Origin of the sequence: Gilliamella sp. CG16, assembly GCF_046635785.1 — a bacterium.
GTDB lineage: Bacteria > Pseudomonadota > Gammaproteobacteria > Enterobacterales > Orbaceae > Gilliamella > Gilliamella apicola_I.
In genome coordinates this window covers 315189-329921 of sequence record NZ_JBIDFL010000001.1, presented here as the reverse complement: position 1 = coordinate 329921, position 14733 = coordinate 315189, and the positions used below count along the sequence as shown (strand labels likewise).

Annotated in this window: 13 protein-coding genes; 2 read left to right on the top strand and 11 right to left on the bottom strand. The window is 36.3% G+C overall.

What is annotated here, in order from left to right; translation table 11 throughout:
- Positions 1 to 57: 57 nt before the first annotated feature.
- Entirely contained in the window at positions 58 to 420 is a 363-nt protein-coding gene (locus tag ACGH47_RS01470) for a hypothetical protein (RefSeq protein ID WP_267359370.1), read from the bottom strand.
- Between the two features lie 319 nt (positions 421 to 739).
- Between ACGH47_RS01470 and ACGH47_RS01465 the strand changes: the two genes are divergently transcribed.
- Positions 740 to 1804, top strand: coding sequence for an MJ1255/VC2487 family glycosyltransferase (locus ACGH47_RS01465; RefSeq protein ID WP_411596516.1), 1065 nt, complete (start codon positions 740 to 742; stop codon positions 1802 to 1804).
- 10 nt (positions 1805 to 1814) lie between these two features.
- Complete coding sequence (gene folA / locus ACGH47_RS01460) at positions 1815 to 2321, top strand: type 3 dihydrofolate reductase (RefSeq protein ID WP_411603778.1); 507 nt, start codon at positions 1815 to 1817, stop codon at positions 2319 to 2321.
- 63 nt (positions 2322 to 2384) lie between these two features.
- On the opposite strand, the gene relA is transcribed toward folA, so the two are convergent.
- The 10 genes from relA to nfsA all read right to left on the bottom strand — a co-directional run bounded on the left by relA (position 2385) and on the right by nfsA (position 14733).
- Positions 2385 to 4643 carry a GTP diphosphokinase gene (gene relA / locus ACGH47_RS01455; RefSeq protein WP_411603377.1) on the bottom strand — a complete coding sequence of 753 codons (2259 nt, stop codon included), beginning with the start codon at positions 4641 to 4643 and terminating at the stop codon, positions 2385 to 2387.
- Positions 4644 to 4645: 2 nt separating this feature from the next.
- Positions 4646 to 5983: a 23S rRNA (uracil(1939)-C(5))-methyltransferase RlmD gene (rlmD, locus tag ACGH47_RS01450; RefSeq protein ID WP_411622468.1), complete on the bottom strand. Its 1338-nt coding sequence runs from the start codon at positions 5981 to 5983 to the stop codon at positions 4646 to 4648.
- A 12-nt stretch (positions 5984 to 5995) separates the two neighbouring features.
- Entirely contained in the window at positions 5996 to 6484 is a 489-nt protein-coding gene (gene coaD, locus ACGH47_RS01445) for a pantetheine-phosphate adenylyltransferase (RefSeq protein ID WP_267359378.1), read from the bottom strand.
- A 253-nt stretch (positions 6485 to 6737) separates the two neighbouring features.
- Positions 6738 to 7736 carry a galactose-1-epimerase gene (gene galM / locus ACGH47_RS01440; protein ID WP_411622467.1) on the bottom strand — a complete coding sequence of 333 codons (999 nt, stop codon included), beginning with the start codon at positions 7734 to 7736 and terminating at the stop codon, positions 6738 to 6740.
- Positions 7727 to 8884 carry a galactokinase gene (galK, locus tag ACGH47_RS01435; protein WP_411622465.1) on the bottom strand — a complete coding sequence of 386 codons (1158 nt, stop codon included), beginning with the start codon at positions 8882 to 8884 and terminating at the stop codon, positions 7727 to 7729. The genes galM and galK overlap by 10 nt, the downstream gene beginning before the upstream one ends.
- The gene (gene galT / locus ACGH47_RS01430; protein WP_411622621.1) at positions 8885 to 9934 is read right to left on the bottom strand and encodes a galactose-1-phosphate uridylyltransferase; all 1050 of its coding nucleotides are present in this window, start codon (positions 9932 to 9934) and stop codon (positions 8885 to 8887) included. It lies immediately after the preceding gene.
- Positions 9935 to 9975: 41 nt separating this feature from the next.
- Positions 9976 to 10995, bottom strand: coding sequence for a UDP-glucose 4-epimerase GalE (gene galE, locus ACGH47_RS01425; RefSeq protein ID WP_411622464.1), 1020 nt, complete (start codon positions 10993 to 10995; stop codon positions 9976 to 9978).
- A 39-nt stretch (positions 10996 to 11034) separates the two neighbouring features.
- On the bottom strand, positions 11035 to 12315 hold the full coding sequence (locus tag ACGH47_RS01420; RefSeq protein ID WP_267359387.1) for an MFS transporter: 1281 nt from the start codon (positions 12313 to 12315) through the stop codon (positions 11035 to 11037).
- Between the two features lie 532 nt (positions 12316 to 12847).
- Entirely contained in the window at positions 12848 to 14008 is a 1161-nt protein-coding gene (locus ACGH47_RS01415; RefSeq protein WP_411622462.1) for a histidine-type phosphatase, read from the bottom strand.
- Positions 14008 to 14733, bottom strand: coding sequence for an oxygen-insensitive NADPH nitroreductase (gene nfsA, locus ACGH47_RS01410; protein WP_411622461.1), 726 nt, complete (start codon positions 14731 to 14733; stop codon positions 14008 to 14010). The genes ACGH47_RS01415 and nfsA overlap by 1 nt, the downstream gene beginning before the upstream one ends.

Sequence of the window (14733 nt, the reverse complement as noted above, 5' to 3'; positions counted from 1 at the left end):
TAACGTTTGTTTATAACTGATAGTGATTAACAACTACTATCTAATAGCGATAACTTATTAAGCAATTCGTGGTGGTCTTAATTCAGGAATAAATTCATTATCATTTGCAATGAATTTAAGTGATAAAAAATGTGTAAAGTTGATTTGCCTATCGAGGTTAATGGCATAGTTTGAAACGATTGCCCCACATACAGCACAATGATTGATTAATGAACAATTTATTTTTGATGATAAAGATTTAGCGTGATGAGGATCCGAGCTTTGATCGAATGTTAAAATGGAATGAGTCGTTGAAAAACAAGTCGAGTCAAAAGATTTTCCCATTTTTGATAATGGTAGTAAAAAATAACCAAACAGCAACAAAACCGCTGTTAACACAACGATGCCTTTAAATTGTATATTGAGGATCCTTATTGACATATTACAATCTCACAACGCATCAAATCGCTAATAAGCAATATTGTACTTCAAACGTCACGATATAGCACGTTTTTTAAACATTTCTTATTTTTAAACAGTATAATTGAAAGCTAACAGATTGAATAACTATATTAATTATAAAAATCAACTATAGACTTTTTTTAAGTTTGGCGAGTTCATGAAATTCGTATTGCGATTGACCCTTAAACTCATTTTCAAATTTGTCTCAAAATTCCCCTTTATTGTTTAAAATAAGCAAGATAATTGTTTAGGCTTCTGGTATGATATGCAGTAATTTTAATTGACTAATCATTACAATATGAAAATTCTTTTTGGTGTTCAAGGAACAGGAAATGGTCATATTAGCCGATGTCGAACTTTAGCCAAAGCGCTAAAAAAGGCAGGCGCTGATGTTGAGTATATTTTTAGTGGGCGTGATCCAAAAGATTATTTTGATATGGACGTTTTTGGTCATTATAAGACTTTTCGGGGTGTTACCTTTGCAACAGTCAATGGAAAGATAAATTTTCGTAAAACGGTTCAACGCATCCGTGCTTTTCGGTTAATTAAAGATGTTCGCGAACTGGACTTATCAAAGTATGATTGTATTATTAGTGATTTTGAGCCGGTAAGCGCTTGGGCTGCTCATCATCAGCATCGAGAATGCTTAGGTATCAGTAATCAGGCGGTTTGTCAGTATTTAAAACCCAAAGAATATGGACTGATTGCAAATGTGATCATGAAGTATTATGCGCCAGTAACCAAGCCAATTGGTTTACACTGGTTTCATTTTGGACATAAATTATTGCCACCCATGATTGATTCATTTCAAGTAGCGCCTACCGAAAATGGTTCCATTGTTGTTTATTTGCCATTTGAAAATATGACTGAAATTGTTGAATTACTTAAACAATTTCCTAAACATCAATTTATCTGTTTTCATCCAAATATAAAGCAATTATCACAAAACGATAATGTTACTTTGCACCCTCTTTGTCGTGACGGTTTTATGGATGCGGTAATAAGCTGTTCGGGGATTATTTCTAACACGGGATTTGCACTAATATCTGAAGCATTAGTTTTGGGTAAAAAGATTTTGACTAAACCTGTCTCGGGTCAGTTTGAACAAATCTATAATGCTCAATGTTTACATACATTAGATATGGCAACGGTGATGGAAACCTTAAATAGCATTAAACTTAAGTATTGGTTAGATTTACCTTCGCCAAAACCAACGGTCTATCCTGATGTTGCAACTGAACTTGCTAATTGGATTGTTAATGGGCAAAAAGAGTCTTTGCTTTCTTTAAGTCAACGACTTTGGGCGCAAACTGTTTTTCCCGAAAATGTAAATCAACGAATTAAAGCTTTAGGTTATGTATAAACAAACTCACATGACACTTAGTATCATTGTTGCCATGGCACATAATCGTGTTATTGGTTTTAACAATCAGATGCCTTGGCATTTACCTGCTGATTTGGCATGGTTTAAAAAAAATACGCTTAATAAACCTGTTATTATGGGCAGGAAAACGTTTGAATCTATCGGCAAAGCGTTACCCAATCGACATAATATTGTTATCTCAAGGCAAGCAAAAACCGAAGCCGAATCAAATATAAACCCTAATATAAGTTGGGTCACATCTATTGATGAGGCACTGGTAGTGGCCAATAGTCAACAATGTCAGGAAGTCTTTATCATTGGTGGTGGAAATATTTATCAGCAAGTTTTACCGTTTATCAATAGACTTTACTTAACGCATATTGATGCTGATTTACAAGGTGATACTTATTTCCCTAATTATGCCCCCGAAACTTGGCAATCAGTTTTTCAAGAACATCATCAAGCTGATGATAAAAATCCTTACGATTATAACTTTGAAGTGTTAGAACGTAACTAAATCACATTACGAAATGATTGTCTGAGCAAAACTTAAGGGGGTGAGGGTGGCTTAAAAAATAGCTCACCCTTGCTGGCGTCTTGCTTCAATGACATCGGGTAGCTGTTTTATTTTATTGAGTATACGATTTAACGAGTCTTGATCAAAGATTTCCATGTCGACATCAATGTTAGCCAATTGTTGCTTCATATCACTTCGACTTATTAATCCAAGCACATTGACTTTTTCGTTAGCTAAAATGGTGGTGATATCACGTAATAAGCCACTCCGATCGTTAGCGATGATCTGTATCACCATGGTATAACTTGAATTGGTTTCATTACTCCAAACCGCACTAGTGATTCGTTCAGGAGCGTGATTTTTTAAATCCTGTAACTGTTCACAATCCGCCCGATGAATGGAAATGCCTCGCCCTTGAGTCACAAAACCGACAATTGGATCACCGGGAATAGGGCGACAGCAATTTGCAATAGTGCACATTAAATTACCGACACCTTCAATAATAATTTCACTTCCTTTTTTATTACCGATTTTATTGGTATTTTTCGTTTGTGAATTGGATTTTTGAACAATTTGTTTTAATGCCGCTTCGTCTTCTTCTTCAGCGGTAGGTTTATTGACTTGGGCATTAACAAAATTGACCAATTGATTTATTCTGACATCACCACTACCAATACCGGCAAGAACTTCATTAAAGGAATGGGCGTTATATTTATCAATCAGCATTTTTTCAACGCTTTTCAAACTGATATTTAAAGGTTCCAGCTCATCTTCTAAAATTTGTTGACCAGCTGCTATATTTTTATGTCGATCTTGTTTTTTAAACCATGCCTGAATTTTAGCTCGTGCCCGACTACTATTTACAAATCCGGTATTTGGATTCAACCAATCTCGGCTCGGATTAGGTTGTTTTTGAGTGATTACTTCAACTTGATCGCCCATTTTTAGGTTATAAGTAAATGGTACAATTCGTCCTCCAACTTTTGCACCAATACAACGATGACCTACATCACTGTGAATATGATAGGCAAAATCAAGCGGTGTTGAGCCAGTAGGCAAATCAACCACATCACCTTTAGGCGTAAAGACATAGACTCTATCATCAAAAATCTGGCTACGTACGGCTTCTTGTATTTCACCACTTTCAGACATCTCTTGTTGCCATGTTAATAATTTTCGTAGCCAAGTAATTCGCTGATCATAAGCAGTCATTTTATCAGTACTGCCTTCTTTATATTTCCAGTGCGCAGCAATGCCTAATTCAGCATCATTGTGCATTTGCTCAGTTCGAATTTGAATTTCAATCGTTTTATTTTCGGGGCCATACACTACGGTATGAATTGATTGATAACCATTTGGTTTGGGGTTGGCAACATAATCATCAAATTCTTTAGCAATATGTTTATAATGACTATGGACAATACCTAATGCGTTATAACAATCTTCAATACGATCACAAATAATCCGTACAGCACGAATATCATAAAGATCTTCAAATTCAAGGTGTTTGCGTTCCATTTTTCGCCAGATACTGTAAATATGTTTCGGGCGTCCATAAACTTCTGCACGAATATGATCTTTATTCATTAACGCTTGTAGATGCTTAACAAAATGATTAATATAGGATTCACGATCAAGGCGTTTTTCGTGTAATTTTTTAGCAATAAAGCGATATTCATTCGGATAGAGATAACGGAAACAAAAATCTTCCAGCTCCCATTTTAATTGACCAATTCCTAAACGGTTGGCAAGCGGTGCATAAATGTTAAAACACTCCTTAGCAGCCAGTACTTGTTCTTCTTGTGGAGCATTTAACAAATTACGTAAATAAGTGATGCGTTCGGCAATTTTTATCACTACACTGCGAAAATCATTAACCATTGCCAATAACATACGGCGGATGCTATCAATCTGTTCAGACGTTGCACTGCCATTACGGATGGCGCGAAGTTGACGAATTTCTTTCATTCGAACAATGCTAGAAATAATGTGCATCATTTCACGGTCAAAATCTTCAGGAATATCTTCTCGACGTATAATCTTAGTTTCAAGGAAAGGGAGCAACAAAGCCGCACATAAACTGTTGATATCCATATTAAGTGTGGATAATATTTCAACCATTTCAACGGCATTTTGAAAACAGTAGACTTGCTCAGCTGCACCGGCACTGCTTTCAAAGCAAAAATCCCAGACTTGTTTAAACGTCTGATAACTATCCGCGTTAGTCAGTTGTAATTCTTGTTTTGCCCATTGTTCGACATCAAACTGTGCAAGAGAGTAATGCTCTTCACTATGTTGGTGTGCTCCTCTAATTGATACCATAATTATGATCCTGATTTGGTTAACAACAACATTGATTCAATATGTTTAGTTTGTGGAAACATATCTAAAATTGCTACTTGAGCAATGTTATAACCCGCTTGAGTTAACACTTTGCTATCTCTCGCTAATGTTGCGGGATTACATGAGATATAAACAATTTTTGACGGAGCCATTTTAACAATTTCTGTCGTTGCATTAAATGCCCCAGCTCTGGCAGGATCTAATAAAACTTTATCAAATTGTGATTGATTCCATGTAAAAAATTGTTGATTATCGTCTAAATTACTTGTTAAAAAATGAGTTTCGGCACAAACCTTATTGCTATTTAATATAACGTTTAATTTCGCTTTTTCAACTAGTTCTTCTACGCCTTCAACGCCCGTTAATGATTGACAATAGGTAGCCATAGGTAATGAAAAATTACCCATACCACAAAAGAGATCTAACACTTTATCGGTTGATGTTAATGTTAGCCAATCAAGCGCTTGTTCAATCATTTTTTGATTAACGTTGCTGTTAACTTGAATAAAATCCAAAGGACTAAAAGTAAGCTTTAACTGATTGATTAGATAATAATGTTCCGTATGGCCGGTAATGTGTTGTAAATTTGTGCCATGAAAGTAGAGTGAAATACCATTTTCTTCAGCGAAGTTTGATAGTAACTGAGTGTCTTCATTGGTCATAGGCAAAGTATGCCTTAATACCATGATAATGCCACTATCAACAGCAACCAATTCAATATGCCCAAGCGATTTTCTTGATTTAATTTGACGTAATATTTTTTGCAAAGGAGCGAGTAACTGATCCAAGCTTTCGACCAACACTGGACAGTGTTCAATATTGATAATTTGATTTGATTCAGCCTGACGAAAACCAATAAATAATTCACCTTTTACAATATTTATTGAAAGTCGGGCTCGTCGGCGATAATGATAAGGTTGATCAGCAATAATAAGCGGTGCTGAATGAGTGATATGGGTTAACGATTGCCCACTTTCTTTTTGTATCAGATTAATAAGCGCATGATATTTTGTACTTTGCTGTAAATCCGTTGAAATATGCTGCAATTCACAGCCACCACATTTTTGGTAATAGCCACATAATGGTTTTACCCGTTGGGCACTTTGATTGTGATATTTGATGACCTTCGCTTTAGCATAATTTTTTTTATTTTCTGTTAACTGGATATCAACAGTTTCATCGGGTAAGGCTGATTTGACAAAAATCATTTTGCCTTTGTGGTTTGCAATTCCTTGTCCGAAGGCATCTATCGCTGAGATGGTGACCGTTAATTTTTGTGGAGCTTGTTTTTTTGAAGGTGGAGTATAAAAAATAACCATATAAATTCAACGTTATGTTAACCGTTTTAACAATTCTGTTTTGACATGTAAAGGAACTAAATTGGTAATATTGCCACCATGATAAGCGACATCTTTCACAATGGTTGAAGAAATAAAACCAATAGTCATTGATGGCATTAAAAATAAAGTATCTAAATCCGGTTTTAATGCGCGATTCATTTCGGCTAATTGTCTTTCGTATTCAAAATCTTGAGTGGTTCGAACACCTCGAACAATGACCGTTGCATTATGAGTTTGTGCAAAATCTGCCATTAAATTATCAAATCCAATCACTTGTACATTAAGTAAATGTTCAACTGAACTGGATGCTAAATTGACCCGTTCTTTCAAACTAAATAACGTTTTTTTATTCGGATTTTCCGCAATTGCAACAATTAATCGAGGAAACAACAGCGAAGCTCGAGTAATCAAATCGATGTGCCCGTTAGTAATTGGATCGAACGTTCCCGGAAAAATTGCAGTTAAACTTTTACTTTTCATCAATCATAATGTCCATTTGCCATGATAGCTCTATCATACCGAATTCTTATCAAAATTGTTAGGGTAACTTGACAAAAAGCTTTGATGGTTTTATCGGAATATTCATCGTTGGTTATAAACGCGCATTGAATAAAATTGAGGTGTTACCGTGGTAGTAAGTCCCATTAAATCCAGTTGGACTTAACTCCATTGGTGTTAGCTCATATAGCATTAAGTGTTCATTTTTCCGTTTACATACTCAATTGATATAATATTATTCAATTAAAAATTGATAGATCGTTTGATATTGATAGGTTTCATCAGGTGTTAACCAACAACTAGGTTGTGGCCATTTGGGGTGATGTGGGCTATCTGGTAGAAATTGTGCTTCTAGCGCGATACCTGCATAATTGTCATATTCCCCATTATGACGGTTAGGTGTATGTTGCAGAAAATTACCGGTATAAACTTGTAACGCTGGTTTGGTCGTTATGACATTCATGGTCACTTTATTATCGGATGAGGTTAATTGCGCGGCAATTGGCTGGGTTTTGTCCAGTAAATACGCATGATCATAGCCACCTGTTTTTTGTCGTTCAGAACTTTCAAGTAATCGGTCTGATAATCGTTTTGCTTGGCGTAAGTCCATATCAAATTCAGCGACACTAGCTAAATTGTCATCAGGTATGCCATGATTATCAACGGGCAAAAATTGGTTAGCATTGACTTGTAAAGTGTGATTGAGGATAGTGTTACTTGTTTCGCCATCTAAATTAAAATAAGCATGATTGGTTAAATTTACCACAGTAGTTTGCGTGGTAGAGGCATTGAACTTGATGATAACTTGATTATTATCGGTAAGTTGATAGGTCACTTGAACTTTCAGTTCACCGGGATAACCTTGATCACCATCGCAAGAAATTAAACTGAAAATGACTTGTTGATTAGATTGATCATCAATTTGCCATAATTGCTTATCAAAGCCTAACTTTCCGCCATGAAGCTGATTTTTACCTTCATTGGCAACAAGCGGATAGCGTTTATCGCCTAATTCAATAGATGCATGAGCAATACGGTTAGCATAACGCCCAATAGTTGCACCTAAATAAGCATGTTGTTGTTGATATTGCGCTAACGAACTACAACCAAGAAGTACTTCACGATTTTTATTATCAACCGGTATTAAGCAAGAAAGCCAAGTCGCTCCCCAGTTAGATAATTTAATCTGCATCCCTTGCTTATTAGATAGTGTAATGATCGTTGTTAAAGACATATGGCGTGCGCTCCTTCACTTGGTTGACAGATATATATATCTTCTTTAATACCAAATTTATTCTGATAATTATTGCTTACAACGGTTTTTACTGCATCAACTTTATTTTTATTTACCAGTGCAACAATACAGCCGCCAAAACCGCCACCTGTCATACGAACTCCACCTTGTTCACTGATAACCTTGTTGATAATGTTCACCAGATAATCGATAGCAGGTACTGTAATTTCAAAGTCATCACGCATTGAATTGTGACTTTGCGCCATTAATGTCGATAGTAATTTGTGATCACGACGTGCAAGTGCATGAGATGCCAGTAAAGTCCGTTCATTTTCAGTAATGACATGATGTGCACGTTTAAAAACGGTAGGATCAAGCGTTGGTTTAATTTTCAATAAATCTGATAATGTGGCGTCTCGTAATGCTTTTACGCCCAGCGCTGTTGCTGCTGCTTCACATTGCCTACGACGAGTATTATATTCGCTATCGACTAATCCACGTTTAATATTTGAGTTAATAATAACAACAGCTAAATCATCGGGTATTGAAACTGGATGAACAGAGAGCGTACGGCAGTCAATAAGTAAAGCATGATGATCTTGTCCAAGTGCCGATATTAATTGATCCATAATTCCACAATTGCAACCAACAAATTGATTTTCCGCTTCCTGACCGATTAATGCTAATTTAGTGCCATCTAAAGGTAAATTATTTAGAACTTGAAACATTTTGCCGATAGCCACCTCAAGCGAAGCCGATGAACTCAATCCTGCACCTTGGGGGACATTACCGCTAATTGCTAAATCAACACCATAAAGGGTATTTGCATAGTTTTTTAAATGTTTTACTACACCTCGAACATAATTAGCCCATTGATATTGTGAATGTTTCTCAATAGGGGAATCTAGCCAAAATTCATCTTGTTGATTATCATAGTCAACGGCAATTACACGTATTAATTTATCGGTACGTTTATGGCAGCTTATTACTGTGCCATAATTAATCGCACAAGGTAATACAAAACCATCGTTATAATCGGTATGCTCACCAATCAAGTTGACTCGCCCTGGTGCTTGCACAGTGATATCGGGTTGATAACCAAATAGGGTTGCAAAAGCTTGTTTAGTTTTATCGATTAATGCTTTCATCTATTTATCCTTTTTATCTTTATAATGAACATCACTGACATTGCGCAGTCTTTCAGCTGCCTGTTCAGGCGTTAAATCCCGTTGTACTTCAGCTAACATTTCGTAACCTACCATAAATTTTTTGACTGTCGCTGAACGAAGCAAAGGAGGATAAAAGTGAGCATGAACTTGCCAATAGTCAGTGGTACCTTGCATAAATGGTGCGCCATGCCAACCCATAGAGTAGGGGAAAGAGCAATTAAACAAATTATCATAACGACTTGTTAATTTTTTCAGCGCCACCGCTAAATCAATCTGTTGGTCGTCGGTTAATAAGGTTAATTGTGCAATATGTGTTTTGGGTAATAATAACGTTTCAAATGGCCATGTTGCCCAGAAAGGCACGACAGCAAGCCAATGGTCTGTTTCAACAACTATTCGCTCACGATAGATCAATTCTTTTTCGGCATAATCAACTAATAAATTGCGGTGATAGGTTTCAAAATAATGATGCATATTCTGGTCTTCACGAGCGATTTCATTTGGGATAAAGCTATTTGCCCAAATTTGTCCGTGTGGATGAGGATTAGAGCATCCCATTACAGCACCTTTGTTTTCAAATATTTGCACCCAAGGATAATTTTGGCTTAGTTCTTTTTGCTGTGATATCCAAGTTTTAATTACTCCCTCAATTGCCGTTAAGTCTAATTCTGGCAAGGTTTTACTATGATCGGGGGAAAAACAGATTACTCGACTGGTTCCTTTGGCGCTTTGCATTTGAAAAAGAGGATCATCAGCTGGCGGCGAATCAGGGGTATCATCCATTAATGCGGCAAAATCATTAGTAAATACAAAAGTACCTGTATAGTCCGGATTTTTATCACCCGTGACCCGTTTATTGCTGGGGCACAAAAAACAGTTAGGATCGTAACTGGGTTTTTGTTCTTGATTTAGTGTTTCTTGTTGACCTTGCCAAGGTCGCTTGGCTCTATGCGGTGATACTAAGACCCACTGAGCCGTTAATGGGTTATAACGACGGTGGGGATGATCAACAGGATTAAATATTTGCATGTTTGCCTCTTTTAACATATTGCTGGTATTCATCTTTTTCATTAATCTTGAGGATAACCTTGTGGGTTATTCGATTGCCAATTCCAAGAATCTCTGACCATATCATCAAGCGTTAATTGGGTTTTCCACCCGAGTATCTGTTCTGCTTTTTTTGCATCTGCCCAAAATGCGGGTAGGTCGCCCGCACGTCGGGGTGCGTAATGCCACTTTAACGGTTTTCCTGACGCTTTCTCAAATGCTTCGATGACTTGTAAAACACTATACCCAACACCTGATCCTAGATTGTAAATATGGACACCGGGTTGATTATGATCAGCTTTTAATGCGGCGATATGACCATCAGCTAAGTCAACAACATGAATAAAATCACGAACACACGTTCCATCTTGCGTCGGATAATCATTTCCAAACACCGCCAATGATTCTCTTTTTCCTACAGCAACTTGGGTAATAAATGGCATAAGATTATTAGGAATACCAAGAGGATCTTCGCCTATTAATCCACTAGGATGAGCCCCCACAGGATTAAAGTAGCGTAGTAAAGTCAATGACCAATCAGGTTCGGCAATAGCCAAATCCATAATACATTGTTCGACCATTAACTTACTTTTTCCATAAGGGCTGGTTGGTAAACCTTGTGGCAAGGTTTCAACATAAGGTACGGGGGCTAATTCACCGTAAACGGTTGCGGATGAACTAAAAACTAATTGTTTGACGCCTGCATCACGCATTGCCTTCATTAACACAATGCTGCCATAGACATTATTTTCATAATACTCAAGTGGTTTATATACCGACTCACCGACGGCTTTTAAACCCGCAAAATGGATCACTGCTTGAATATCATGTTCATTAAAAATTTGCGCTAATAAATTGGCATCTCGTACATCACCTTGATAAAAATTGATTGGCTGATGCGTAATTTGTTGGATTCTTTTTAATACCGATGCTTTACTATTGAATAAATTATCTATCACAATTGGCGTATAACCTGCTTTAATCAATTGAACACAGGTATGACTTCCTATATATCCACAACCACCAGTAACGAATACTTTCATATAGAAACCTCAATTTATCTTAAATTGTTAAAAATTTGGTTATTGTTGTATTTCAGACGGGTGTTTATTTTTAGGTATGAATAGATCCCAAGGTCCTCGTCCGGATAAAGTGAAAGATGAAATAAATGTAAAACTAAATGCAATCAAACCAAGCACCAGATAGGCTCCTGTAAATCCAATTTCGACATACATTAGACCTGCAAGTGTGGACATAAACATCGTTGAAAGTTGTTTAGCAAAACAAAATGCAATCAAATAAACGGTTGCCGATAATCGTATAGGGAAGTGTTTTGTAATATATTTAAATGCCCCGACAAGTAATAGTGGCGCTTCAAACATGTGTAAGGTTTTTAGAATAATAACTTCAACTGCATTGCTGGCAAATGCTGAGCCAGTTATACGAATTGACATAATAGCACCGGCAACTAATAACGTATTTTTGCTACCAATTTTTTTCACAATCCATGGAGCAAAAAACATGACGGTTGCATTTAAAATTTCACCGAGAGTTGTGACATAACCAAAGGCTTCTTGACCGACTTGTTCACTGGAAAAAAACGACGTAAAAAAGTTTGCAAACTGCTGATCAAAAACATCATAAGTACAGGCGACGCCAATTATATAAAGCATAAAACACCAAAGTTTCGGCATTTTTAATAAATCGACTGCGAGTTTAAAATTAAAGGATTCAGGCTTATTTAATCCCATTTGTTCAACGATATCGGTGGTGGAAGTTTTAGCGGGATCGGCTAATTTCACTAAAATAAGTAGAAATAATGCAAAACCAGAACAGAGCCAAAAAACCGCATTAATGTTCTTCGAAATCATAATTCCAACAAATGATGCACAAATTGCCCAACCAAAACAGCCAAACATACGGCAACGCCCAAATTCAAATCCACTGCGTCTGCTTATTTTTTCAACTAAGGCTTCAATAGCAGGCGCACCACCACTAAAAACCATGCCAAGATAAAACCCTCCAGCTATCGCACCGACAGTAACATTAAATTGTAGAAGTGGCCCTAACACATAAATAAAAAATGGCCCAAACAAGACTAACAGTAGAGTAATAAGCCAAAGGAGATGTTTTTTCAGTCCTAATTTATCTGAAATTAAACCGAATAAAGGTTGGAAGAGTAGTGCAAAAAATGAAATAAACGAAAAAACATAGCCAGTTTTTGCTTCATCAAGCCCGTTCATTTTCAGCCAAACGGGAAAGAATGGGCAATAGGCACCCATGATGAAAAAGTAGAGAAAGAAATAAAAACTGAAAATCCAATAATTCTTATTATGCCTTGCTGACTTAGTATTTTGATTCATAATTTACTTCCTTTAATCGAATTTGAATGAACATGCATTCATTAGGAAATCGTTTACATATTTTTTTATGGATGAACTTGCTTTTCTTTTATGGTGGATAGTATCACCATAAAATGATGAAAAAAGTGATCTAGATAACACTTTATGAAATCGATTACATTATTTTTGTTGTTTATGAGTAAGATGTTTTGTTGATGACGATGTTTTAATTCAACTCAAAGAATTCAAGAAGATAACTCTATTCTATTTAATATTATCAATTTATTGATGAGGCGATTCTGCTTACAATGAAATATAGCGTTAATATGCAGGTTACATGTTGAGCGAAAATAAGATAACTTTTATGGTATCGATTACATTAATAAACAAGAAGCCGTTTTTATCTATTCTATCCACTCCTTGAAGATAAGGTGGGAATAGTGATTAGGTGAGATAATATAACAGCGGTATTTAACCATAACAGGGAGCTAAATGTTAAAATCATCTCACGCCATGTAGGATAAATGCTGACGTGAGAAGTGAATTGATTAAATCATCCTTTAAACATGTTTAAACGCTGCTCAAAATCATGCCAGTCATAAAATCCATCTTGATTTTGCATGGCATTTTTAAGCTGCAACGTAAAATGTTGTGGTGGGTTATTCATACTGATTTGAGCACCGGTAAATAGTTGTTCAAAGCTTTGATAAATGTATTCGGCTTTAAAATAGTATGTTCCAGACTCTAAATGACGAAAACGTTGTAAAATTACCTTACCACCGATTGGTGTTGTTTCATATTGATTCGGTAACTGATAATGTTCAAAGTCTAATGCGCCGAATAATGAAGCAATGGTACTATCATGTCCCACAAGTAAATGAATTTTTCGATCATCATGATGCATAAGCTTATTTATCATATTAATCAATTCGGTAGCAGAATGTTTTGCAAGCGTTTTAGTTCGACAGACTAAGTTTAGATATTGATTACGTATCTGAATAAGTTGTTGCCATTGTGCTTGGCTGTTGATTCTTCCCCACGCAATCTGTTTTTTAGGAAAGCCCGAATAATATTGTAATAAAAATGCATCTACTGCACTAACACCAATCGCTAATGCACCTAACAGAGCAGGTTCTTCATGCTTTTTCAAATAAACTTCAACAGGAATATCGGCTAAATCACATTGATATTGTGCATAAAATTTGGAATGTTTATAGTCTAAAATATCGGCTAAAATTTCATAAGCAGGCGCTAAATTTTTATAGATTGATTCTGCTGTAACAGTTTCATCAATGTCCTTAATAACAGCTTGTTTAAATTCGTCAGAATCGTTACGTAAACTAGGATCAAACATGGAATCCATTTTTTCAATGGGGTATTTATGATTGATGGGGATGTCATATCCGGCAAAAGCACCAGCTGTCAAAAATTGAGCTGTAGCAACGGTTCTTTGTAAACTATTTGCATACACAAACACCTCAGAAGAAGTTGCTTCGTATTGAATATGTTGATTTTCAAGCCATGTCGCTAAGTATCGTCCAAAATAAACTTCTAGCGCACCGCCTCGGGTAGTTAGATAACCATAAGGATGATCCCATTTAGGCCATTTAAACGGCGTGGCTTGTTCTAAAAATTCAAGTGTATTTTGTAATGGTGTACGGATTCCATGTCGGCTTAATATGACGACTTTATCCAATTGATAGTGATTGTTCATTATTGTTTCACCCAGCCTTGTTGATGTAAATAGTTGAGAATAAATTCTCGTTGTCCTTTGTAGATCGTTTCAGCTATTTTGTTACTCCATCCGCCTTCTTTTTGATTAGAACTACGAGTTTGATAATAATTTTCTATTTGCTCATCATACTGTGCCAATAATGTCTGATTGATTGGTTGATATTGATTTTCGAAAAAGACTAATTCACTCGGTAATCTTGGTTTCATTTCGGGCTCTTGATCTGGATACCCAATACAGAGACCAAAAAGGGGGATAACATACTTTGGCAAGGCTAGTAATTGTGTCACTTCAGATATATTATTACGTAAACCACCAATATAGACTGTACCTAATCCTAACGATTGCGCAGCAATAACCGTATTTTGCGCCATCAATGCGGTATCAATACAACCGACTAAAAGTTGTTCGGCTCGTTCAAGAGGAATCGTTGCATCAATTTGAAAATGTCGATTAAAATCGGCACAAAACACCCAAAATTCGGGAGCTTGATAAATATAATTTTGATCACCTGAATAGTGAGCTAATTTTTTTCGCTTATCACTGTCTGTGATACGAATAATGGTTGAACATTGAAGAAAGTTAGAACTCGGAGCCGATTGTGCTGCTTGAATCATCGATGCTATTTGCTTTTGCGTCAATGGGGTGGGTTTATAAGCACGAATTGAACGACGATGATAAATGAAATCAAGAGTTTGATTTTCCAT

What these genes read in the sequence shown, in the direction of transcription:
- ACGH47_RS01470 (WP_267359370.1), bottom strand. Translation starts at nt 420, where the DNA reads ATGTCAATAAGGATCCTCAATATACAATTTAAAGGCATCGTTGTGTTA.
- galT (WP_411622621.1), bottom strand. Translation starts at nt 9,934, where the DNA reads ATGCAAATATTTAATCCTGTTGATCATCCCCACCGTCGTTATAACCCA.
- ACGH47_RS01420 (WP_267359387.1), bottom strand. Translation starts at nt 12,315, where the DNA reads ATGAATCAAAATACTAAGTCAGCAAGGCATAATAAGAATTATTGGATT.
- galM (WP_411622467.1), bottom strand. Translation starts at nt 7,736, where the DNA reads ATGTCTTTAACAACGATCATTACACTATCTAATAAGCAAGGGATGCAG.
- rlmD (WP_411622468.1), bottom strand. Translation starts at nt 5,983, where the DNA reads ATGGTTATTTTTTATACTCCACCTTCAAAAAAACAAGCTCCACAAAAA.
- coaD (WP_267359378.1), bottom strand. Translation starts at nt 6,484, where the DNA reads ATGAAAAGTAAAAGTTTAACTGCAATTTTTCCGGGAACGTTCGATCCA.
- folA (WP_411603778.1), top strand. Translation starts at nt 1,815, where the DNA reads ATGACACTTAGTATCATTGTTGCCATGGCACATAATCGTGTTATTGGT.
- galK (WP_411622465.1), bottom strand. Translation starts at nt 8,884, where the DNA reads ATGAAAGCATTAATCGATAAAACTAAACAAGCTTTTGCAACCCTATTT.
- ACGH47_RS01415 (WP_411622462.1), bottom strand. Translation starts at nt 14,008, where the DNA reads ATGAACAATCACTATCAATTGGATAAAGTCGTCATATTAAGCCGACAT.
- galE (WP_411622464.1), bottom strand. Translation starts at nt 10,995, where the DNA reads ATGAAAGTATTCGTTACTGGTGGTTGTGGATATATAGGAAGTCATACC.
- nfsA (WP_411622461.1), bottom strand. Translation starts at nt 14,733, where the DNA reads ATGGAAAATCAAACTCTTGATTTCATTTATCATCGTCGTTCAATTCGT.
- ACGH47_RS01465 (WP_411596516.1), top strand. Translation starts at nt 740, where the DNA reads ATGAAAATTCTTTTTGGTGTTCAAGGAACAGGAAATGGTCATATTAGC.
- relA (WP_411603377.1), bottom strand. Translation starts at nt 4,643, where the DNA reads ATGGTATCAATTAGAGGAGCACACCAACATAGTGAAGAGCATTACTCT.